Raw genomic sequence first — 21,880 nt, 5'->3', positions numbered from 1 at the left:
GCGGAGCACGCTATGAAAATCCTCACCTGCCCGCTTAATGGGCCGCGCAACATCAGTGAGTTCACGTACGGCGGTGAATTCAAGACCATGCCCAACCCGTCGACTTGCTCGGATGAAGAGTGGGCTGACTACGTGTTCAATAGTGACAACGAAGCAGGTGTCGTCACCGAATGGTGGATGCACTCACCTTCAAGCTATTGGTTCCTGGCAGAACGCCACACGGTGACCGACCAAGTGATTCGTACTTACGATCCACGGGAAGTCTTCAACAAGCGCGTGGAGTTTGACTCCTTGGAGGTTGCACGATGACTCGCCTGCGCGCCCCAATGGGCCTTCTGATCGACCGCAATAAGCCGATTCGCTTCACATTCGAAGGGCGAGAATTCCAAGGCGTAGAGGGCGACACCCTCGCGAGCGCTCTCGTCGCCAACGGCCAACATCTATTGTCCCGTTCATTCAAGTACCACCGTCCGCGCGGTGTTTTGACCATGGCAGGTCAGGACGCAAATACGCTGGTGCAGTTGCCGCATGAACCAAACGTACTGGCGGATACCTTCCCCATCGCACCAGGTCTCGCGGCTACGGCCCAGAACTGCAACGGAAACCTAGAGAGCGACAAAGATGCCTACCTAGGCAAATTCTCCAAATTCATGCCGGTCGGGTTTTACTACCGCGCATTCTACAAACCGAAAGGTGTTTGGAAGCGTTGGGAGCCGTTAATTCGTAAGAAAGCGGGTCTTGGGATACTGGATCTGGAGTTCAAGCCGGAGTATTACGACAAGGCTTACCTGTTTACGGACTTGGCAGTGATTGGCGCCGGGCCCGCAGGATTGCAGGCAGCGTTGACCGCTGCTGAGGCGGGTGCCCAGGTACTGCTGATCGAAGAGAATCCAGTACTGGGTGGCTCTCTGACGTACGCACGCTTCGACGTCGAAGGACAAAAGGCAGTAGCGCTCCGCGAAGAACTCATCACTCGAGTGAACGCCCACAAAAACATTCGCGTTCTGACCGGTGCTACCGCTAACGCTTGGTTCACTGATAACTATATTCCGGTTATCAAAGACAAGCGGATGTACAAGGTTCGTGCTCAGCAATGCATCGCTGCTTGTGGCGCATTCGATCAGCCAGTGATTTTCCGCAATAACGACCTACCCGGCGTAATGCTGACCAGTGCGGCTCAGCGCCTCATGCGCCACTACGCCGTGAAACCCGGACAGCGCGCGATCGTCTTGACTGGCAATGACGATGGATATTTGGCAGCTCTCGACCTCGCAGAACAGGGCGTGGAAGTCGTATCCGTCGTGGACATGCGTTCAGAACCTGATGATCGTTCCGTTGCCAAGGCCGTATCCAAACGCGGGATTCCGATCAAGATAAAAAGCACTGTGTACGAAGCTTTTCACAGCAAGGGCATGAAACATGTCACCGGCGCAGACATTCGTCGTATTGAGGGTCAAGGTGGCGTAGCTGTATCGAGCGAGATCGTCGCATGTGACCTGATCTGTATGTCGGCTGGCTACATGCCGGTGTATCAGCTCCTCTGCCAGGCCGGTGGGAAGCTCGTCTACGAAGACATTACCTGTGGCTTCAGCGTTAAAGATCTACCACCGATTCTTCGCATTGCCGGCTCGGTGAACGGGTACCAAAAACTTGAGAACGTGATTGCTGATGGCAGGAACGTTGCGATCGACGCTGTATCGGCCTTGGGGCTATCGATGACCGAGCCGAAGGCGCGCATCGTCGGAGAGCCATGCCTCAACTTCCCTTGGCCAATCTTCCCTCATCCGAAGGGTAAGGATTTCGTCGACTTCGATGAAGACCTTCAGGTGCGCGACATCGTCAATGCTACCCGCTGCGGTTATCGCGACATCCAACTGGTAAAACGCTTCTCGACCGTGGGCATGGGGCCGTCGCAGGGGCGACACTCCGCATTGCCGACCGCGCGGTTGGTAGCAAAAGAGACTAACCGATCCGTCAGCGAAACCGGGGTTACAACTGCTCGCCCACCTTTCGCTCCAGAGAAACTGGCTCACGTTGCAGGCCGCGCTTTCGACCCATACCGCCAAACTCCCTTGCACTCGCGTCATGTCGCCTTAGGCGCCAAAATGATGCCCGCTGGCATCTGGCAGCGTCCTGCGTACTACGGCAAGCCAAGTGAGCGCGAGAAGTGCATGCAAGCTGAAGCCAGGCATGTGCGTACAAAAGTGGGCATCATTGACGTATCTACTCTGGGCGGCTTGGATGTAAGGGGCCCTGATGCTGGTGAGCTTCTCAACCGCATGTACACTTTCGGTTTCACAAAGCAACCGATCGGTCGTTCGCGCTATGCACTGATGACAAACGAGCATGGCGTGGTCGTCGACGATGGTGTAAGCGCACGATTTGCTGACAACCACTATTACGTCACTGCAACTACCAGCGGCGTGGATCGCATCTATCAGCAAATGCTGAAATGGAATGCCCAGTGGCGTCTCAATGTGGACATCGCGAACGTGACCGCCGCGATCTCAGCGGTGAACGTGGCGGGGCCAGATTCAAGGAAAGTTCTTGAAAAGCTCTGCAGCGATATCGACCTTTCCCCCGATGGATTCCCTTATCTCGCCGTAAGGCTCGGCACCGTCGCTGGGATCCCGGCGCGATTGTTACGAGTCGGCTTTGTCGGTGAGCTGGGATATGAGATCCACGTGCCTGCACGACACGCCGCTAAGCTCTGGGACGATTTAATGGAAGCCGGCAAGGCATTTGATATCCGTCCATTCGGGGTCGAAACGCAACGATTACTTCGCTTGGAGAAAGGGCACGTGATCATCAGCCAGGATACTGATGGCATGACGCATCCTGCCGAGATCGATATGACTTGGGCAGTCGGAAAATCGAAGCCCTTTTTCGTGGGGAAGCGATCTGTAGAGATCCTGACGAAGCAGCCACTCACCAGGAAGCTAGTGGGCTTCACACTGCCGAAGGGATGCGAGCAGCCGCTGGAAGGCCATTTGGTGTTGGATGGAGAAGACATCAGCGGCAACGTGACCTCTTGCGAGTTCTCTCAGACGAAAGGGCTGATCATCGGCCTGGCCTATGCCGGCGCCAACCAAGCAGCTCCAGGATCCCGACTTCCAATCCGCGTTGAGGGTGGGCGAATCGTTGACGCAACTGTTGTGGAACTTCCATTTTTCGATCGCGACAATAAGCGTCAGGAGTTGTGATGATGGCTCGCTTAACCGCCGAGCATATTATGCTCGATCTCACCGACATGCCACGGGTAGGCTTCCGCGGCATGGACAGCGCGACATTCCTTTCCGGCAAGGGCTATGAGTTGCCTGGCCAACCTAACCGTGCCATCCGTCAAGCTGACGGCACCCTGGTACTGCAGCTGTCCAACACCGAATACTTCCTGTTGGGCAGCCAGATTGATGACGGGGCCCGTATTGCTCAGGAAGAGCGGAACTGGACGCTTAACGACACGGCCAACTACCTGCTTCCCCGCCAGGACAGCCACGCTTGGGTTGCACTTCATGGCCCACGTATCGCTGAAGTGATGGCGAAAATTTGTGGTGTCGACCTCAGGCCCTCTGTGTTCCCAGCTGGGCACATTGCGCAGACCCAGGTTGCTCGGGTGACTGCCGTTGTGGCCAACACGGGCAGTGAGGGGAAACAGCGTTTTGAGTTGCTGTTCGATCGGTGCTCACACGAGTACTTCATTGAGGCAGTGATGGACGCCCTCAGTGAGTTCAATGGCGAGTATGTCGTTTTTGGGGAAGACGGCATCCGATAGACCTCGCGTAGCTCTAAGCGCTGGTGACCAATAATTTCAGGTAACCAGCGCTTACCCTCCTTCATTCGACTCCTTCCATATCGCTCAGCTTGATCCAAATGATCACCTTGCCGGCCAGTTGCAGAACGCCACGAGCTGGCCAGGATCACAAGGCATTGCACACTGCTACCAATCACGCCAGTGGCCGAGCTGCACACAGCTGCACCTAGCCATCGTCGGCAAATATCAAGACCGTCACGAGCTACGGATCATGCATAGCACTTAGGATCATGGTGAAAGGTCAACGTGCCAAAAGCTGCGGCCCCTGGCCGGATTCATCGACAAGCCTTGATCTTGCTGCAATAACGCGATATGTCATCTGCCACCTCTCATCTTGCAATTTGAATGGGCATCTAGCCGCACTCGGAACTGTGATCAGACAGACTCCATTTCAAATTGCACATGAGCACGAGCCGCGGATGGATTCAACAAGATAGCCCCGCACATAGCGGGGCTCTGGTCGGAATGAAAGCATTCAAAACCTACCCAAGGGGGTGGGAGGTGTGTGGCCAACCTCATCCTAAAATGAGCGCCTTCGGGGTGCAGTTATATCTCCTCACACCTCCGCTTGTTAATCTTATTGTGCTGCGACGACGCAAACCTCGATGAGCTTGTCAGGGCTGGCGAGTCGCGCCTCGACCGTTGCCCGGGCCGGAAGGTTATCCGGATCGACCCAATTGTCCCAGACCTCATTCATCTCTTTGGCAAGGCGAATATCTGCCAAGTAAATCTGGCAGAACAGGATCTTCGATTTTGCGCTGCCATTATTTTCCAGCACCGACTCGATCGACTTCAACACTTCAGCGGCTTGCCCTGCGATGCCAACGTCAAGCCGCGTTGGCACGATGCCCGAAAGATAGAGCGTCCCGTTGTACGCAACGACTTCGGAGTAACGGTGGTTACCAGGTGCTCGGGTGATCGAACTCATAATTGCTCCTCTACTAGCGTTCGCGGCCAGCTTTGAATTTTTGGTAATTGATTGCGCTGACGATGGCTAGCTTCCTCACTGGCTCTGGCGGAAGCCAGCTCGGGCGGTCAAAGCCCATCACAGTTGCGAGCTCGTTGGATTGTTGGCCGCACGCCATTTCGGCCAGAAGCTTGCCGAAGAGGCTGCACTTCAGAAGGCCTGCGCCATTGCAGCAAATGGAGATATACATGCCGTCTCGGACACATCCGAAGTACAAGCCGCCGTTCCCCGTCAGCGCTGTGACCCCACCCCAAACATGCTCCAGTTCGTGGGACTTCATGTTGGGGTAGCGTTTTGCGTACAAGGATTTGAGCATCGCCTTGACATCGCTGATCTTGTTCTCTTTCTCATAGGAGTAGGCGCTGCGCACCATGAATCTCCCCGAGGAAATCTTGCGCAAGGTCGTGCCAAGCCGGTTGGCAGGGATTGCCCCCCATTCCGGCGATGCTCCAAGCTTGCCCAGTTCATCATCATCCAACTGCGGCGTGATGCCGGCATAGGTATAGATGGTGAAGACCCGATCTTTAGCAAAGCCCAACTTACGTGCGAAGCCGTTGTTGGCGATGATGACCCGGCCTGCCTTGACCGATGCGCTTCGAGTGGTAATGACGTAGGGCTTACCAGGCTCAACAGAGAACACTGGCTCGTTTTCCCAGAGATAGACGTTTTCGGGGAGGCTATCAGCCAGGCCTCTTACAAGCGCTGCCGGCTGGACGAACACGCTGTTTGGAGAAAAGAACCCATAGCGATAGTAGTCCGTGCCCAGCGTGTTCTTTAGCTCATCACCACCCAGCTCTCGATAGTCGACACCCCACTCTTTGTACTGCTCAAGTACAGCGCGCAGGGACTGCTCACCCTGTGGGGTCGCCGCTGCGTGATACTTGCCGGCAGGATTCCAACCACAATCGATTTTATGCTCGTCGATCAGCGATTTTATCCAGCTCAAACCGCCGTCCAAGAGTTTAATTTGCGCTCTCGCCAACTCCGCTGGACTACCATGCCCTGCCATGTTGGTGTTATGCGGCATGTTGATGAGAAAGCCGGAGTTACGCCCGCTAGACCCTTCACCAATAGTGGTGGCGTCGATTAACAGGACGCGGCTATTTGGCTCCAGTTCGGCGACCCTTCGAGCGGCGGCAAGCCCTGTCACACCTGCGCCAATGACAGCTACATCGAAAGACTTGTCGGTAGGCATCACGAGTTTAGGGGTACGCTTCGGAAGCAGCGCAGCCCAACCCGACCCAGTTTGATAACTAGGATACGTGAGATTGGCAGTCATAAATAAACCCAAGACACTATGGTTAATATATTTTTGTTAAAAACGTAAATAGCAAAGCTGAACGACAGGGGTGCGTGGACTCCTCGCCAAAGAAACCTTCAATCGGCACACGTCATCTACAGATTAAGCCATGGCTCATGCAACGGTGCGCACTGAGCCAGGCCTTTAATTGAAAACTACGAACTAATTACTTACTTCGTGGTTTGATCGTCGCTTCATCAGTGCAGCTGCGCCAATTAAGACCAACGTGATCAAGATGAGAATGAACGCGACGGCTGTAACAGCTGGAGTGACGTTTTCCCTCAAGCTGGAGAACATTTTTAGGGCCATCGTCGTCTGGTTCGGCCCAGCGAGGAACAGTGTGATCACGACTTCATCGAGCGAAGTGGCAAACGCAAATACCGCTCCCGTGCCAATGCCCGGTGCAGCCAAAGGAAGAACGACGTGACGGAAGGTGGCAAACGGCTTCGCTCCCAGGCTGGCCGCCGCACGCTCCAGAGATGAGTGAATACCCGCTAGAGAATCCAGCACGCTGATCAGAACAAATGGAAGAGCCAGGACAGTGTGAGCAATGATCACACCGGTATATGAACTTGCCAGCCCCAACTTCGCGAAGACGATCTGCATGCCTACACCCAATACCACCGCAGGCACGACCATCGGAAGCAGAAATACAGTCTTCAACAGGCTGACACAGGGCACATTCTTGTTGCGAAGCCCCAAAGCAGCTAGGGTACCCAACACTGTCGCCAGGAACGTCGACCCCACGCCCATGATAAGGCTGTTAACCATCGACCGGTGCCACACGTCGTTGTTAAAGACAACATCAAACCAACGCAGTGACAACTCACCGATTGGGTAAGTGAGAAAGACGTTGGAAGTAAATGCGAGTGGCAAAATTGCCAACAGTGGGCCAATCAGGAAAATGATCGTAGCGAGCGCTACTAAGAAAAATACGACTTTCTTCATGGCTGCTACTCTCCGGTGAGCGGATTAGATTTAGAAACACGAGAGTAAACGATGTACAGCACTATCGTTACTGCGAGCAGAATCAAGCCCAATGCCGCAGCACGGCCCCAGTCAGCGGTACCGGTGGCGTAGAAGGCAACGATCGAACTGACCATCTGATCTTTTGGCCCGCCCACCAGAGCTGGTGTGATGTAGTAGCCGATTGCAGCCATGAAGACCAAAAGAGCACCTGACACAACACCGGGCATAATCAGAGGCAGTAGCACCCGGAAGAATACCGAATGTGGTTTAGCCCCCAAGGACGACGCTGCATAAAGCAGATTCATGGGCACTGCCTTAACTGCTGCGAAGACCGGCAGTACCATGAACGGCAGCAGCACTTGAGACATAGCCAACAATACGCCCGTGCGGTTGAAGATTAGCGATAGTGGACTGGATATGACACCGATGGACATCAAGAAATTGTTGATGATCCCGTTGTCCTGCAGTACCACTACCCAAGAGGCAGACCGCACGAGGAGCGATGTCCACAGCGGAATCAACACCATTGTTAGCATCAACGTGCGCTTCCAGCCGGTTACCCTTGCCGCGATAATTGCATAAGGTACGCCCACCGCCAGGCAGATGACCGCGACCATGAAGGAAATGAAGAACGTGCGGCCAATGATGACCCTGTTTTCGGACAACCCTTCCGGCATCGCCTCAACGGTGCCCTCAGCATTGCGCTGCATATCCAGCGCTGAGAGCAGATTGGTATCTGTCAGGACACTGGAGTTACGGCTGAGCACGTTCCAGTAGTGAATGTCCCCCCATCGTGGATCGATATCCTTGAGCAAAGGGGCGCTATTCACATCCTGACCAGAGACCGCACGCTGAGTGTTAGCGATCAAGCTGCGGAAACCTGGATAGTCCGCGTTGAGTTGCCGTACTGCGTCACCGAACTTGATACGATCCTCATCGCTTTTCAGAACGTCAGCAATGACCGCTCGATCAAGCTCTTTCGGCACTGGTAACTGACCGTCCCACTTCCCAATAACAGAGGTCGTTGTCGGAAAGCCGACAGTGACTGTGGTGTTGATCACCGCGGTCTTCAGCACGGTAATCAGAGGAACCCAGAAAAACACCACCAAGAATGCAAGCAGCGGCAAGATTAGCAACAGCGACGAAGCTCGCCCTTTACCTGCAACGCGACGTTTCTTGACAGTTCCCGTGTCATTCTGCGTTGGACGAGAACTGTTCAATGTAGCGACATTTTGATTAACGCTTTCGTAATTCATCACACCACCACTGAGCAAATCTCTGGAGCAAAGGAAACCGAGATATTCTGACCAATTTTCAGATCAGTCTTACTCGCCGCCAGGCGCATAGCGATTTTGAGGTTCTTGCTCCGTAGATGTACACGCGTGTGGTCACCTTGGAATACCAAGTCATCCACTACAGCTTCCAAGACGTTGACATGTGGATCCGTTGCAGTCAGCGACAGCGACTCTGGCCGAACTGAAACAAAAACATTCGTTCCATTGGTCAGGCGAGCCGATGTTGCACATTTCACCTGAGCGCCGTTGGAAAGCTTGACGGTTACAGTGCCCGCACTTGCGCCGACGACCTGCCCCTCAAGCAAATTGGTCTCACCAACAAACTCAGCGACAAATCGAGTTTTTGGTCGCAGATAAATTTCTTCAGGGGAGTCGATTTGTTCGATTTTCCCTTTGTTGAACACAGCGATCCGATCAGACATGGTGATCGCTTCATTTTGATCGTGGGTTACGAACACGATTGTCAAACCCAGCTTCTTATGAAGCTCGCGGAGCTCAAGCTGCATATGCTCACGTAGTTGCTTGTCCAAAGCACCCAGAGGTTCGTCCATCAAAACAACTTGAGGCTCGAAAACCAATGCCCTGGCCAGAGCGATGCGCTGTTGTTGGCCACCAGACAGCTGACTCGGCTTGCGATCCTTAACCTGCCCGAGCTGAACCATCTCAAGTGCACGATCTACACGCGCCTTGATCTCTTTGGACGGCATCTTGCGCATTTTCAAAGGGAAAGCAATGTTCTCAGCGATTGTCATGTGCGGGAACAGCGCATAGTTCTGGAATACTACACCCATGTTTCTATCATGGGCCGGAAGGTTGTCCACACGGTGCCCATCCACCGTAATCTTGCCACCGGAGGTGTCCTCAAATCCAGCCAACATCATCAACATAGTAGTTTTGCCTGACCCTGAAGGGCCTAGCAGACTGACAAACTCTCCACGCGAAATGGCCAGGTCAAGACCATCGATGACCTTTATGCTGCCATAGTTTTTTACAACCTTATCAAACTGGATGTATTCGCCCATTTGCTTACCTAATGCCCTTTTTCGAGTTTAATTATTAGTGGCTTATCGGAAATCAGCGTGTCAGCCAGGCATTAAACCTTCGCGTCAAGTCAGCCATATTGTCAGCCCAGAAATCGGCATCCAACGGAATGGAGACATCAATGTTATCTTGAGCTGTTGGAAGTTCGCTCACCAGCTTACTGTCAACCAGCGGAATGGCCTTGGTGTTGGTCATACCCTGGATTGCGTACTCCGAAAAGTCAGCTTGAACCTGAGGCTCACTTGCATATGCAAGAAACTTCTTGGCGTCTTCCAGGTTCTCAGCTCCCTTAAGAACTACCCAATAGTCCATGCCATAGAGGCTTTGATTGAACACGTACTTGAAATTCGTGTGTTCTTTATGGTTGATGCTCGCAATCCTGCCGCTGTAGGCGGCTGTCATTGCGACCTGACCGGAAGCCAGCAGTTGAAGCTGAGATGCAGCTACGTCCCACCAAACGATATTTGGGCGCAGTTCATCCAGTTTTTTGAAGGCGCGCGCTACACCGGCTGGGGTGCTCAGCTCTTTATAGACATCATCCTTGCTGACACCATCTGCCAGCAATGCGGCTTCCAGTGTGTACATTGGGCCCTTACGCATGCCCCGCTTGCCTGGAAACTTCTTCACGTCCCAGAAGTCTGCCCAGTTTTTCGGGCCATCAGAGAGCTTCGCACCGTCGTAGGCAAAACCGATCGACCAGATGATTGCGCCAACGCCACACTCACTAACGGCTTGAGGGAGGAAATCAGTGGTGCCGCCGATCGCTTTCCAATCAATTTTTTCGTACAGCCCGTCGCTACAACCAGGTACCAAGTCTAGCGACTCAATCTGCACAACATCCCAGTTGGGATTACCACTTCTAACTTTCGCCTGAAGAATACCAATGCCGCCTTCCCAGCTTTGCTCCAGGACTGGCTTCCCTATTTTCTCGCTGAATGGTTTGAAGATTTTTTCACGCTGGGCGTCCTGGAAATTCCCACCCCACGACACGACGGTAAAATCTCGCGCACTAGCTACTCCCGCTGCCAGCATGGTACCCACAGCAGCTAAGGCTACCAAACCTCGTACTGAACGCTTTTTCATGATAGATCCTCTTAACCCTTAATTATTCGATTTAGCCGGCTATTAGGCTTTTAGCTGGGATAGCAAATGGAAGTCAGTTTAGTTTTCAGGTAGGCATCCAAGCCTTCTTTCCCGCAGATATGACCGAAACCAGAATCTTTCATACCGCCAAAAGGTGCCTCTACAAACATGGCTGTACAGTGGTTAACTGCGACGACACCCACTTTCAGACGATTCGATACGTAATTTGCAAGCGACAGATTTTTCGTGAACACATAGCCAGCCAAGCCCACATTCGTATCGTTCGATGCAGCGATGACTGCGTCCGTGTCAGAAAATTTCCAAAGTGGCGAAATTGGGCCGAAGACTTCTTGGGTTCCCGCGAGCAAATCTGGACGACCATCTGTGATAATGGTGTTGGCGAAGAAATTGCCAGTGTCACCAATGCGGTAACCACCCAGTGCGACCTCTGCACCCGTACTGCGTGCATTACTCACGAACTCCTCCATAGCGGCGACACGACGCGCGTTTACCAGAGGGCCAACATGAGATGCTTCATCAAGGCCATGTCCAACCACCAAGCTGCTCAACGCTTTGCTGTAGTGCTCCAGGAACTCATCGTAGATTCGTTCATGGATGAAGAACCGGTTGCCTGCCGTGCAAACCTGGCCAGCATTCCGACTCTTTCTGACAGCCAGCAGAGAGGCAGTTTCCTTAACGTCTACATCGTCATAGATGATGACCGGAGCATTCCCACCCAGCTCCATCGTCGAAGTCTTCAACAGGCTCCCAGCCTGGCCTGCCAACAGCTTCCCGACTGCCACAGAACCGGTAAGCGATACCTTTCTGATTTGTGGCGACTCAATCAATCGAGAGGCAATGGCGCCAGGGTTGCCCGTCAGCAGGTTGACTGCCAAAGGTGGAACACCGGCATCAATAAGGGCCTGGATTAGCGCTACACCGGTAAGCGGAGTGTCCTCAGCAACCTTGATAACAACCGAGCACCCTGCAGCGAGCGCCGCTGCGGCGTGCGCCGCTGGCTCAATCAGTGGAAAATTCCACGGGGTGAAAATAGCGACGGGGCCTACCGGTTCGACGGTGACCTTCAGCTCCATACCTGGTTGAGACGCGGGGATCAGTCGGCCATACAAACGTCGAGCTTCTCCTGCATACCATTCAAAGATGGCCGCGCTCACGTCAATTTCAACAAGAGACTCACTTAGGATCTTGCCCTGCTCGCAGGTGAGCGTGCGGGCCAAATCCAGGCGGCGCTCGCGCAGCAGCTGGCCGACTTTGGTGAGGATGTTGGCTCGCGCATCAGGTGTGAATTGAGACCACTGATCGAATCCTTTGCCAGCCGATTCTGCCGCCCGCGAAACGTCATCCGCGGTTGCGACCGGTATCGCACCGATCACTTCATCAGTAGCTGGGTTGAGGTTCGGGATCGCATCCCGCTCACGTGCTTCGATCCAACGGCCTTCGATGTAAAGTTTGGAGTCCATAACTACCTCATCAACGTTGCGCAACTGCAAAGCGCGGCGATTCGAATATTTCAATGTTCTCTGCGCGGAGCATGCCGTTTCCGAGCACCAGGTCGGCGCCTCGCTCCCCAACCATGAAGGAAGGAGCGTTTGTGTTGGCACTCGGCTCATCGGGGAAGATCGACGCGTCAATGACTCGAAGGCCCTCCAACCCATGCACCTTCAAATCCGGAGCGCACACTGAGAGATCGTCTGTGCCCATCCGGCAGGTACCACACAAGTGGTAGCCGCTACCCGCATTGGCACGGATGTAGGCATCGATTTCCTTGTCCGATTGGTGCTGACTGCCTGGGGTGATTTCTCGACCTCGGAATGGTGCAAATGCATCTTGCATGGCCACCTCACGCGTCAGCTTTAATGCGTTACGCATATCGATGATGTCCTCTTGAGTCGCCAAGTAATTCGGGTCAATCAGAGGAGCATCGTTCGGATCAGCACTGTTCAAGCGCAGCGAACCAACGCTAGTAGCTCGAAGCGTGCCGGCGCCGAAGTTGTAGCCATGGGTTTTGCTCAGTTGCCACCCTTCAAGCAACACCGGCTTGAAGTGAATCTGAACGTCCGGGTGCTCGATGCCAGCGCGGCTGCGGAAGAAAGCGCCTACCTCAACGTGATTTGTGCTCAAAGGGCCCGTTTTGGAAGCAAACCACTGAATCCCTGCAACAGCCTGCTTGTCCAGGCGGGCGTATTTATTCAGTGTGACCGGCTGCTTGGACTCGTACTGGATCATCATGTACATGTGATCCTGCAGGTTCTCGCCAACACCCGGGAGGTGGGTATGCACCTTGATGCCCATGTCACGTAGGTGATCTGCCGGGCCAATGCCGGACAACATAAGCAACTGCGGCGAATGCACGGCGCCTGCGCTGAGGATGACCTCTGCTTGCGCACGAGCAGTCACCTCCACACCGTGGTGTTCATAGCGGACACCCACCACGCGCTTGCCAGAAAACTCCAGTTTGCGAAGACGTGCACCAGTGACTATATCGACTTTAGGATGCCAGGAAGCTGTTTTCAGGTAAGCATGTGCAGAACTGGCACGAACACCGTTATCAATGTTCATGTCCCAGCAGCCAAAGCCTTCCTGCTGATAGCCATTCACATCACTGGTGAGCGGGTAACCCGCTTCCTGGCCAGCCTTCAAGAATGCATGATCAAGCGGATTGTCCACGGTGCCACGCAGGACTGAGACAGGGCCTTGGCCACCACGATATGCGTCTCCACCACCGCTGTAGCGCTCGCCACGTTTGAAGTAAGGCAATACGTCCGCATACGACCAGCCGGTAGCCCCTTTCTTGGCCCAACGGTCATAGTCAAGCGCGTGACCACGCAAGTAGACCATGCCATTGATCGCAGACGATCCGCCCAAAGCGCGACCACGAGGCTGGAACACCTTGCGACCATCGAGATGCTTTTGCGGGGTTGTCCAGAAGCCCCAGTTGTATGGGCCACCCTCGAAATTTCGGCCAAAGGCACTCGGCATTTGGATCGTCCAGTGACGATCAGATGGGCCGGCTTCCAGCAAGAGAACACGGTTACCAGAGCGCTGGGCCAGTCGGGAGGCAACAACACAACCTGAAGTACCAGCCCCTACAACGATATAGTCATACTCTTTCAAGGTGTCTCCTTACCGCACATTATTAATATTTGAGCGTCTAGGCTGGAGAATGCATTAACTGCATAGCCAAAATTATTTCGGGAATGACACAGCCCGCAGAAAACTGCCTATCGAAGGTTTTCCAAAGGAAAATCCGGAAGAGCCAGCCTGATGGGTAGCTAATTCCAGAAGCGCCAACGAAGTGTATTGGCGAGCGGTGAAAGGAGGAATTGCTGGGACTTGGGAAGTCCTCAGTTTTTTATGACCACTGACATCCCACCGACCCGTAAAGAGCTCTAAACGCAATTGGTTCAGAACGCCACCTGGTGTGAGGACGCGAACTTTGCCTGGCAGTTGGCTCTGGTTCGCTACGTCGGTCTTGCGTGGATACGTCCAGCTTATTTTCATGTCTTTGTCGTCCAGCTTGCTCACGCGGGCAGACATCCTGAAGCCCAGCGGAGCGAGGATAGGCGGCAGCTATGAAAAAAGACGTTCTTCTGATGAAGCTTGCACTGTGTGACGCGAGATCTCCCTCTACGTCAGTCGCGCACCTACAAGGGCTTGGGACGGAACACAGTGCCAGCTCTCAATCCATGAGGAACGAGTTTTCCACGCTGATCATGCCGCCTCCAAAATTCTTGTTCTGTGGAGTGACCTTAAATCTAATCTCGATGCGTAGCTATATCCTTAAGCCATTCTTATGCAGGCTTTCAGCTCAGCTACTAACCGTTGCCCCACCGTTCGCATCAAGCTCACGACCGCCGAGAGCGGTATCGAGATAAGGCAAAGGACGCCTCCAGGCCTGCCTCAATAGCGACTCGACCGACGGCGGAAGAGGAAAAATTTCTCAGTAAAAACATCTATTTGGGCTAGAAAATGCGTCCCCAGCCCAACGAGGGTCGAGTAGAGCTGCTCAATGCATCCATTTTTTCATGAACATTTACAGCTCAACTCCCGAGCAGTGGGTCTACACGTCTCGCGCATGACCTCAGGTGGGCTTGGCGGACTCATTCGCTCGTGATTTGCCGTGAAACGCCTTCAAAAACGGCCGCACGCTCTCAAATGACAATCACCGACACCCAAAAGGTGCAACTAGCGAGCACGGAGTCGCTTGCATGCCCCGAGTTAGAGCAGTGCACGGGACATTAGGCAAGATTATGGGGCTTACCGCCCCTCTGCTACGAAGCTCTAAACGTGAAAGAATTGATGGTAAGCAATTCGCCTAAAGCACCCACCGGACATTGTCAAGAATTGTTTTTACAGCACAATTTCTTTTCGCAGAAGATGCACCACTCTGATTTGCCCCCTGATGGTGCGCTCGTTGAATTTCCGCACTGCATGTGAACGCCAGGTGCAGTGGAAATATGAGGATGAGGCCCCGGAACATTGGCGGGCTTGCATTCCCTCGAGTCATGGGGCGCAGTGCAACCTGATTACAGCGCAGAACTCGTGCCAGTTGATGTATGACGAGAGATCACACCAGCTATGACGAAAAACGACCTAATCGACACTCAGGTTTGGTCATAAGGTGGCCGGGATTTTCGCCGCCTTACTGCGGCTGACTAGAAAAAAAATGATTAGCAACAGAGCCGAGGTGCGAGCCGATGCGTAACAACAAGCAAATCGCTAACAACATGCTAGGGAACGGCTTAAAGAGTAGACAGGTCACCATGATCTCGATCGGTGGCGTCATTGGTGCAGGCCTGTTCGTCGGGTCATCGAACGCGATCGCGGCGGCTGGGCCAGCCGTGCTCGTTTCTTATTTGATCGCTGCATTGATCGTGATATTGGTGATGCAGATGCTGGGCGAAATGGCGACTGCTCGCCCAGATACGGGATCATTTTCGGCTTACGCCGACCAGGCTATGGGGCGCTGGGCTGGCTTTTCGATTGGCTGGCTTTACTGGTGGTTCTACGTTCTCGTCATCGCGATAGAAGCGATCGTCGCCGGTAACATTCTAGGAGATTGGCTAGCCATTCCGCACTGGGTGGCAGCCTTCGGCGTCACGTTTATTCTCATCGCCTGCAACAGCTTGAGTGTAGGGAATTTTGGCACCTTGGAATACTGGCTCTCACTGTTCAAAGTGGTTGCCATCGTGGGCTTCATCGTCTTGGGTGTGCTGGCGATTCTTGGCTTGCTTCCGGGATCCTCAACCAGCGGCATTGATAACCTATTCAGCAATGGTGGATTCGCACCTAACGGCAACGTTGCGATCGTAGCGGCACTTTTGACCGCCATGTTCAGCTTCCAAGGGAGCGAAGTAGTCACCATTGCCGCAGCTGAGTCCAAGCAGCCGAAGGCGAATATTAAAAAGGCTATCCGGGCTGTTGTATGGCGCCTGGGCCTGTTCTACCTCGGTTCGATGTTCGTAGTCGTGTGCTTGATTCCTTGGAACGCGCCTGAGCTTGCAAAAGGTTCGTACCAAGCCGTGCTGACCGCGATGAACATCCCTTGGGCCCCGGGCATCATGAGCATTGTCGTCCTCGTAGCAGTCACCAGCTGCCTAAACTCTGCTATCTACACCGCCTCGCGGATGACCTATTCGTTGGCCAAGCGTGGTGATGCTCCTAAAGCATGCTCGCAAACCACAACGAAGGGCGTACCGGTGTACGCGATCGCGCTGACTTCAGTGGTTGCCTTGGCAGCACTGGCGGCGAACTATCTGATGCCCAAACAGGTATTTGAATTCCTGCTCGCTACCAGCGGTGCCATTGCGTTGCTGATGTACTTGGTAATTGCAGTCACCCAGCTTTGCATGCGACGTAAATTGGTTTCCCAAGGCCACGCACTGGAAGTGAAAATGTGGCTCTTCCCATACCTCACCATTTTGACCATCGGGTTCATTTTGGTGGTGTTCGGGATCATGGCAGCCTTCCCTGGTCAACGGATCGAACTACTCTCCACTCTTGGCTTGGCAACCGCTCTGGTTTTGATCGGCTTCTACTTGCAAAAGAGCCAACCCGAGCTGTCCGCCCAACGCGCAATTATGACCAGCGAGAGGCCGGGACAAACCAGTCAAGAACGAGCCTTCGCCTGACGTTCCATCACTCCAGCCGCTGCCATCCAATGTTTAGGGCAGCGGCTTTTTTTTCCACTACACCTGTGACGCCCCGTCATACCCACTATGACGTAACTACTCTTTTTAGTGGGAAATTGGTGGATTAATCTACTTATAACTCCAGTTCATAGCTACTGGGAATTCACATACGACCGTGGAACATACAATGACCGCCCTGCCAAAACCTGATGAACTTGCTATCCCCTATCAACTGCCACAAGTGCCATTCATGTCTCCCGATATGGTGCATCCAGGCGTAATGACCAAATGGCTGGAAGATGACAAACTTTGGGTGCCTGTAACTGCTTCGGTTTCATTCAAGCCACTGCTCCTGAGTGTGTCTGGCGGCTACTACATCAACCTGCTACGCGTTCGTAAAAGCGGCGTCTTGTCGCGCCACCGTCATACCGGTGGCGTGCACGCCATCGTACTGAAGGGGCGCTGGTTCTACCTTGAGCATGACTGGATTGCTGAGGAGGGCTCCTTCGCGTTCGAACCACCAGGAGAGACCCACACGCTCTTCGTTCCGGAAGACGTCGAGGAAATGATCACGTGGTTCCACGTTCAGGGTGGCTATACATACGTAGACCCCCAGGGCAACGCGGTTGGTTACGAAGACGTGTTCACCAAGCTTGAAACTGCTCGCAAGCATTACAAAGAGCTGGGACTGCCGGACGACTACATCGAGCAGTTCATTCGCTGATCGGATATGACCAAGCGCGCCTCTCTTCGGCGCGCTTGTTCGTTGAGTCCTATGATGTCAGGCTGACCCTAATCTATGTACGCTGGTTTCTCGATGGACAATTACTCTCAGATGCTGGCCTTCATATGGGCTACGGAACAAGGAAATTTTTCGGCCGCCGCCCGGGCGCACGGCTTGTCTCCTTCCGCAATCAGCAAACTGATTACTCGCCTGGAAGACCGTCTTCAGGTGCGTCTATTTCAGCGCGGGACACGCAGCCTGACTCTCACCGAAGAGGGTTCGGCCTACCTAGTCAGTGCTAGGGAAGTCGTCAATGCCATGGCAGAGGCCGATTCTTTGGCAGAAGCATTCCCTAACCGAGCGAGAGGATCGCTGCGCATCCATACGATGACAACTTTTGCGAAGCATCAGATCGTGCCTTGGATCTCAGAATTTCTTGCCATGTATCCGGGGGTCACGATCGATTTGCAGGTAGGCCCTCAATATGTTGATCACTTCGATCAGGGACTCGACATCGCGATCCACAGTGGAGTACTACCTAGCTCTTCGAGGATTGCCAAGAAGATCGGGGAAAGCGCTTGGATTACGTGCGCATCCCCTGACTACCTCGCTCGCCGGGGTACTCCTCTTCATCCCAAGGATCTATTGGAGCATGACTGCTTCAACTTTGGTTTCAACAGCATTTGGAACAACTGGCAGTTTTTAATTGATAGGCATGAGCTGACGATCCCGATAAAGCCGAAAGCGACGCTTGCGCATGGCGACCTACTTAGAGATATCGCCTTAGGTGGTGGCGGCATCGTGAAGCTGGCGCAGTTTCACATCGGAGCAGATGTCAAGGCTGGTCGCCTGGTGCGAATCCTTAGTGATTTTGATATCTCGAAGAAAGAGCCGATTTATATGGTTTACTCAAATCGAAAACATTTAAGCCCTCGCATAAGGGCGTTCCGTGATTTCATGGAGCAAAAGCTTAATGAATCTCCTTGGGAGTAAACCAGTGAACCCTTCGGTATCTATTAGTACTGCTAAATTAAAACGCGTATCGCTATGATCAATATGGCCAGCAATCGCTAGCCGAAAATTCAGACAGGCGGGCCTGGGCTTGTTTCTAGCCATCACAGCACTCAGCTATCGAACAGCGCCAATGCTCGCCACTTTAAAAACGATTCAGAGACAGACATGAAAAACTTAATTGGTGATGTATCCAGTGCCGCGCGCATCTTGCCAGACCTGAACGGGGAAAAGCTTTTCATCAATAAAGGTAAAGGCGCATATCTTTGGGACGATCAAGGTCGAAAGTACATTGACACAGCACTGGGCTTTGGTGCGATCCTCCTCGGCCACTCCAATGAAGTGGTCAACAATGCGGTTATCGAGGCTCTCGGAGACAGCGCAGCACCTTCTTGGGCGCATGTTCGCGAGCATTCTGCTGCAACCGCGCTGGCCATGCATACCGGCGAGCTGAGTCGCGTAATTTTCACCAACTCTGGCAGCGAAGCCGTACACCTGGCCTGCAGGGCCGCTCGTGCTTACACAGGCCGCTCCAAAATCGCCAAGATGGCTGCAGGCTTCGACGGTTGGTTCGACGATGTGAGCTATGGCAATGTGACCTCCAAAGAAGCAAACTTTGCCGACGGTGATCGCCCTTCCACTGCCCGCACAACGTTGCTGCGCTTCAACGACTTCGACGATGTCGAGCGTATCTTCGCAGAAGACGATAACATCGCCGCGGTAATCTTAGAGCCGATGTTGGCAAACGCCGGATGCATCATGGCTCTACCTGGCTACCTTAAACATGTGCAGGATGTAGCACATAAGCACGGGGCCCTCGTCATATGCGACGAAGTGCTGATGGGCTTCAGGCTTCATCCAGGTCTCGCGGGGCTTCAAGCGGGGCTGGATCCTGATTTAGCAAGCGTGGGTAAGGCCATCGGTAACGGTGTTCCTGTGTCCGCTATCGTTGGCAAACCACATGTTCTAGCAGCTTTTGAAGAAGGTCGAGTACTTCGGGGCGGTACCTTCAGCGGAAACCCTATGGCATGCGCCGCAGTCATGGCTACCTTGGCTCAACTCGATACTGCGGACTATACTGCGCTGATTAAGAAAGGTGACGGATTGAGGGATGCGATCACATCGACATTCGCCTCGCATGGCATCAAGATCACTACAACAGGTTACGGCAGTGTCTTCAGCATCTGGCTGGGCGACGTAGCCCCCATGACCTATGAGCAAGCCCAGAAAATCGCCAATCCCGACTTCAGTAAGCAATTACACTTGGCACTTCGCGAATATGGCGTCCTATTGATGCCATCTCCGTATGGCCGCCTTTACATCTCGTTCGACCACAGCAACATTGTTATCGAAGAGATGAAATTTGCATTTGAGAAAGCGGCAAGTAAGCTGAGTAAGATATTTTCCAACGCCTGACAAATAAGGAGGACGTAAGTCCTCCTTTTTTTCATCAAAGCATCATCCTAGTTATTATCAACTACAGCGAGCCTCCACTTCAATTAGCTAAATCTGGAACAAGTAACATTTAAACCGAATCTACGCACCGAAAACGTTGGCTTGATGGAATGCTGACCTCGTCCAGGAGCGGCTGGGCGTAGCTGATGACGCTGGCATGACCGCCTGAGAGGAGAAAGCGCAACGGTGTCCAGTCGGAGTCGTAGAGCTTGTGAATTTTGGTTGTGAATCCGCCGCGGCTGCTGCCTAGAGCGTGATTGGCAGGCACGTCAGCCCCTTTTTTTTCGAGCGTAAAAGGAGGCTCGGGTTGCACGCACTGCGGTTTAATCGATCATCTAGGTTTTCATATTGATCAAGCCTTGCTGACTCAATCTCCAGTACACCGCCACATGAGAAAGCGCATAGCCATGAGGGTCGAGATCTCCTCCGGACAGAGCTCCATCACGACTTGTTTCTGCTGAACATGTACTGATAGAGCGGTTCCCTCATAGCTACCGTTGGACGCGGTGCATCTGGCAACACGGCGAGATAAGCTGATGAGTGGAACGCAAATGTCTATTGGCTTACCCGATCTTATGGTATACCGTGTTCCAGTCACTCCTTCCAAGGGGTGATGACAATGCCGTACACGGTCGTTTCGGGGCGTGCTGTACGGGGTAAATAGGCGCGGTCAGATGACAGCCTACGCCCCGGTTACGCCTGTCCGCTATTTGGATGGAAGTAGATACGACCGGGCCAGGAAACTAAAATGGCCAACTCCCTTTCTTTTTTCATCGATGGCGACTGGGTAACTCCGTCCAGCCTTCAGACCTCTCCCATTTACGATCCATCCTCAGAATCACCTTTTGCTGAGGTGGCATTCGGTAACACCGTGGATGTGGATCGGGCAGTCAGGGCCGCTGCCGCTGCTTTCCCTCAATACTCCTTAACTACGCGCCAAGAGCGCCTGGAACTCCTTGAACGCATCCTTGTGTGCTTCAACGAGCGCGCGGAGGAGATGGCACAGATCATTTCGCGTGAGCTGGGTGCTCCGTTGGAGTTCGCTCGTGACGTTCAGGTAGGCAGTGCTCACGCCCAGTTGCTCCAGCATATCGAGACACTACGGGCGTTCGACTTTGAAACTCAAAGCGGTACCACTCGTATCGTTCGAGAGGCCATAGGTGTCGTCGCGCTTATCACCCCTTGGAACTGGCCGATCAACCAGATCGTTTGCAAGGTGCTCCCGGCGCTAGCTGCAGGCTGCACGATGGTTCTCAAGCCAAGTGAAGAAACGCCTCTCAGCGCCATTTTGTTCGCCGAAATCCTTCAAGCAGCGGGCGTGCCACGCGGGGTTTTCAACCTCGTTAATGGTGAAGGCGTCGAGGTAGGGGCTGCGTTGGCCAGGCATCCGCTTGTGGATATGGTGTCCTTTACCGGCTCGACACGTGCAGGCATCGCTGTTGCGAAGCTTGCAGCAGATAGTGTGAAGCGCGTTTGCCAGGAGTTAGGCGGTAAATCGGCCAACATCCTCTTGCCCGATGCTGATGTATTCCATGCCGCACGCCGTGGGGCAGAATTATGTTTTTTTGCCCAATCGCAGACCACACATGTGCTGTTGAGAGCGCACGCGACCACGTAGCCCTGTAGCTTTTCGTAGGTCACGATATTGGAGGTTCAAAAGGGATCAACACCATCTAGACGTCGCTTTTGGCCACCGAAGCCCCCTCTCAGGAAAAATTCAAGCCGCCCATCACTGGCGACTGACCTTTCTTTCAGACGATTACTGGATACCCTTTGTCACGAATATAATCACGCGAAGTACGTCATCGGAAAGATCTTGCGCATTCTCCAGCGTAACCGTCAGCATATCGACTGAAGCTTGAATTGATTTGTGAGAGTCCATAGGCCGCCACATAGGCTCAGATCGAATATTCCGCAACGCGGGCTAGCATGCGGCGCTCGCAGAGGTGAGGATGCAAGCCCGCAGGGCCAAGACTAGGCTTGCCTGGACTTGGTTCACGGCAGTCGTGCGAAGTCCACCCCGTATCGATTTTGAAAAGTTAGTGATTTGAAATTGAAGTATCAGAAAACCT

General features: G+C 53.5%; 17 protein-coding genes and 1 pseudogene. 8 read left to right on the top strand and 10 right to left on the bottom strand.

Translation table 11 applies throughout. From position 1 onward, the window contains the following. Positions 1-12 precede the first annotated feature (12 nt). The 3 genes from HU738_RS17280 to HU738_RS17270 are packed head-to-tail and all read left to right on the top strand — an operon-like array spanning position 13 to position 3,772. Entirely contained in the window at positions 13-309 is a 297-nt protein-coding gene (locus HU738_RS17280) for a sarcosine oxidase subunit delta (RefSeq protein WP_186603633.1), read from the top strand. Next, positions 306-3,203 (top strand): 2Fe-2S iron-sulfur cluster-binding protein, encoded by a 2,898-nt coding sequence (locus HU738_RS17275; RefSeq protein WP_186603632.1) that lies wholly within the window; start codon positions 306-308, stop codon positions 3,201-3,203. The genes HU738_RS17280 and HU738_RS17275 overlap by 4 nt, the downstream gene beginning before the upstream one ends. Before the next feature lie 2 nt (positions 3,204-3,205). After that, positions 3,206-3,772 (top strand): sarcosine oxidase subunit gamma family protein, encoded by a 567-nt coding sequence (locus tag HU738_RS17270; protein ID WP_225923487.1) that lies wholly within the window; start codon positions 3,206-3,208, stop codon positions 3,770-3,772. A 616-nt stretch (positions 3,773-4,388) separates the two neighbouring features. On the opposite strand, the gene HU738_RS17265 is transcribed toward HU738_RS17270, so the two are convergent. The 9 genes from HU738_RS17265 to HU738_RS17225 form a co-directional block, all read right to left on the bottom strand. Beyond that, the gene (locus tag HU738_RS17265; RefSeq protein ID WP_186603630.1) at positions 4,389-4,739 is read right to left on the bottom strand and encodes a RidA family protein; all 351 of its coding nucleotides are present in this window, start codon (positions 4,737-4,739) and stop codon (positions 4,389-4,391) included. Between the two features lie 13 nt (positions 4,740-4,752). Continuing rightward, entirely contained in the window at positions 4,753-6,057 is a 1,305-nt protein-coding gene (locus HU738_RS17260) for an NAD(P)/FAD-dependent oxidoreductase (protein WP_186603629.1), read from the bottom strand. Between the two features lie 183 nt (positions 6,058-6,240). Further along, positions 6,241-7,026 (bottom strand): ABC transporter permease, encoded by a 786-nt coding sequence (locus HU738_RS17255; protein WP_186603628.1) that lies wholly within the window; start codon positions 7,024-7,026, stop codon positions 6,241-6,243. 5 nt (positions 7,027-7,031) lie between these two features. After that, on the bottom strand, positions 7,032-8,303 hold the full coding sequence (locus HU738_RS17250; RefSeq protein WP_186603627.1) for an ABC transporter permease: 1,272 nt from the start codon (positions 8,301-8,303) through the stop codon (positions 7,032-7,034). Then, positions 8,303-9,364 carry an ABC transporter ATP-binding protein gene (locus tag HU738_RS17245; RefSeq protein ID WP_186603626.1) on the bottom strand — a complete coding sequence of 354 codons (1,062 nt, stop codon included), beginning with the start codon at positions 9,362-9,364 and terminating at the stop codon, positions 8,303-8,305. The genes HU738_RS17250 and HU738_RS17245 overlap by 1 nt, the downstream gene beginning before the upstream one ends. Positions 9,365-9,416: 52 nt before the next feature. Continuing rightward, positions 9,417-10,466, bottom strand: coding sequence for an ABC transporter substrate-binding protein (locus HU738_RS17240; protein ID WP_186603625.1), 1,050 nt, complete (start codon positions 10,464-10,466; stop codon positions 9,417-9,419). Positions 10,467-10,516: 50 nt separating this feature from the next. Beyond that, positions 10,517-11,947: an NAD-dependent succinate-semialdehyde dehydrogenase gene (locus tag HU738_RS17235; RefSeq protein WP_186603624.1), complete on the bottom strand. Its 1,431-nt coding sequence runs from the start codon at positions 11,945-11,947 to the stop codon at positions 10,517-10,519. Positions 11,948-11,957: 10 nt separating this feature from the next. Then, complete coding sequence (locus HU738_RS17230) at positions 11,958-13,601, bottom strand: choline dehydrogenase (protein ID WP_186603623.1); 1,644 nt, start codon at positions 13,599-13,601, stop codon at positions 11,958-11,960. A 72-nt stretch (positions 13,602-13,673) separates the two neighbouring features. Continuing rightward, a complete protein-coding gene (locus HU738_RS17225; protein WP_186603622.1) occupies positions 13,674-14,012 on the bottom strand; it encodes a hypothetical protein in 339 nt (112 codons plus the stop codon). A 1,172-nt stretch (positions 14,013-15,184) separates the two neighbouring features. On the opposite strand from HU738_RS17225, the gene HU738_RS17220 reads away from it, so the two are divergent. From HU738_RS17220 to HU738_RS17205, 4 genes are all read left to right on the top strand, one after another. Then, entirely contained in the window at positions 15,185-16,618 is a 1,434-nt protein-coding gene (locus HU738_RS17220; protein WP_186603621.1) for an amino acid permease, read from the top strand. Between the two features lie 187 nt (positions 16,619-16,805). Continuing rightward, positions 16,806-17,342, top strand: a complete 537-nt coding sequence (locus tag HU738_RS17215) for a 2,4'-dihydroxyacetophenone dioxygenase family protein (protein ID WP_186603620.1) — start codon at positions 16,806-16,808, stop codon at positions 17,340-17,342. Between the two features lie 93 nt (positions 17,343-17,435). Then, positions 17,436-18,335, top strand: coding sequence for a LysR family transcriptional regulator (locus HU738_RS17210; protein WP_186603619.1), 900 nt, complete (start codon positions 17,436-17,438; stop codon positions 18,333-18,335). A 186-nt stretch (positions 18,336-18,521) separates the two neighbouring features. Next, the gene (locus HU738_RS17205; RefSeq protein WP_186603618.1) at positions 18,522-19,769 is read left to right on the top strand and encodes an aspartate aminotransferase family protein; all 1,248 of its coding nucleotides are present in this window, start codon (positions 18,522-18,524) and stop codon (positions 19,767-19,769) included. Positions 19,770-19,893: 124 nt separating this feature from the next. Here HU738_RS17205 and HU738_RS26030 read toward each other — a convergent pair. Then, positions 19,894-20,182: pseudogene (locus tag HU738_RS26030) on the bottom strand (transposase family protein); the annotation flags it as partial. Between the two features lie 374 nt (positions 20,183-20,556). Between HU738_RS26030 and HU738_RS17200 the strand changes: the two are divergent. After that, a complete protein-coding gene (locus tag HU738_RS17200; protein ID WP_186603617.1) occupies positions 20,557-21,426 on the top strand; it encodes an aldehyde dehydrogenase family protein in 870 nt (289 codons plus the stop codon). Positions 21,427-21,880: the final 454 nt, after the last annotated feature.

It is taken from the genome of Pseudomonas vlassakiae (assembly GCF_014269035.2).
Taxonomy (GTDB): Bacteria; Pseudomonadota; Gammaproteobacteria; order Pseudomonadales; family Pseudomonadaceae; genus Aquipseudomonas; species Aquipseudomonas vlassakiae.
Note: the sequence above shows the minus strand (reverse complement) of the source record. Positions and strands in the feature narration are given on the sequence as shown.

What these genes read in the sequence shown, in the direction of transcription:
- HU738_RS17280 (WP_186603633.1), top strand. Translation starts at nt 13, where the DNA reads ATGAAAATCCTCACCTGCCCGCTTAATGGGCCGCGCAACATCAGTGAG.
- HU738_RS17275 (WP_186603632.1), top strand. Translation starts at nt 306, where the DNA reads ATGACTCGCCTGCGCGCCCCAATGGGCCTTCTGATCGACCGCAATAAG.
- HU738_RS17270 (WP_225923487.1), top strand. Translation starts at nt 3,206, where the DNA reads ATGGCTCGCTTAACCGCCGAGCATATTATGCTCGATCTCACCGACATG.
- HU738_RS17265 (WP_186603630.1), bottom strand. Translation starts at nt 4,739, where the DNA reads ATGAGTTCGATCACCCGAGCACCTGGTAACCACCGTTACTCCGAAGTC.
- HU738_RS17260 (WP_186603629.1), bottom strand. Translation starts at nt 6,057, where the DNA reads ATGACTGCCAATCTCACGTATCCTAGTTATCAAACTGGGTCGGGTTGG.
- HU738_RS17255 (WP_186603628.1), bottom strand. Translation starts at nt 7,026, where the DNA reads ATGAAGAAAGTCGTATTTTTCTTAGTAGCGCTCGCTACGATCATTTTC.
- HU738_RS17250 (WP_186603627.1), bottom strand. Translation starts at nt 8,303, where the DNA reads ATGAATTACGAAAGCGTTAATCAAAATGTCGCTACATTGAACAGTTCT.
- HU738_RS17245 (WP_186603626.1), bottom strand. Translation starts at nt 9,364, where the DNA reads ATGGGCGAATACATCCAGTTTGATAAGGTTGTAAAAAACTATGGCAGC.
- HU738_RS17240 (WP_186603625.1), bottom strand. Translation starts at nt 10,466, where the DNA reads ATGAAAAAGCGTTCAGTACGAGGTTTGGTAGCCTTAGCTGCTGTGGGT.
- HU738_RS17235 (WP_186603624.1), bottom strand. Translation starts at nt 11,947, where the DNA reads ATGGACTCCAAACTTTACATCGAAGGCCGTTGGATCGAAGCACGTGAG.
- HU738_RS17220 (WP_186603621.1), top strand. Translation starts at nt 15,185, where the DNA reads ATGCGTAACAACAAGCAAATCGCTAACAACATGCTAGGGAACGGCTTA.
- HU738_RS17215 (WP_186603620.1), top strand. Translation starts at nt 16,806, where the DNA reads ATGACCGCCCTGCCAAAACCTGATGAACTTGCTATCCCCTATCAACTG.
- HU738_RS17210 (WP_186603619.1), top strand. Translation starts at nt 17,436, where the DNA reads ATGGACAATTACTCTCAGATGCTGGCCTTCATATGGGCTACGGAACAA.
- HU738_RS17205 (WP_186603618.1), top strand. Translation starts at nt 18,522, where the DNA reads ATGAAAAACTTAATTGGTGATGTATCCAGTGCCGCGCGCATCTTGCCA.
- HU738_RS17200 (WP_186603617.1), top strand. Translation starts at nt 20,557, where the DNA reads ATGGCCAACTCCCTTTCTTTTTTCATCGATGGCGACTGGGTAACTCCG.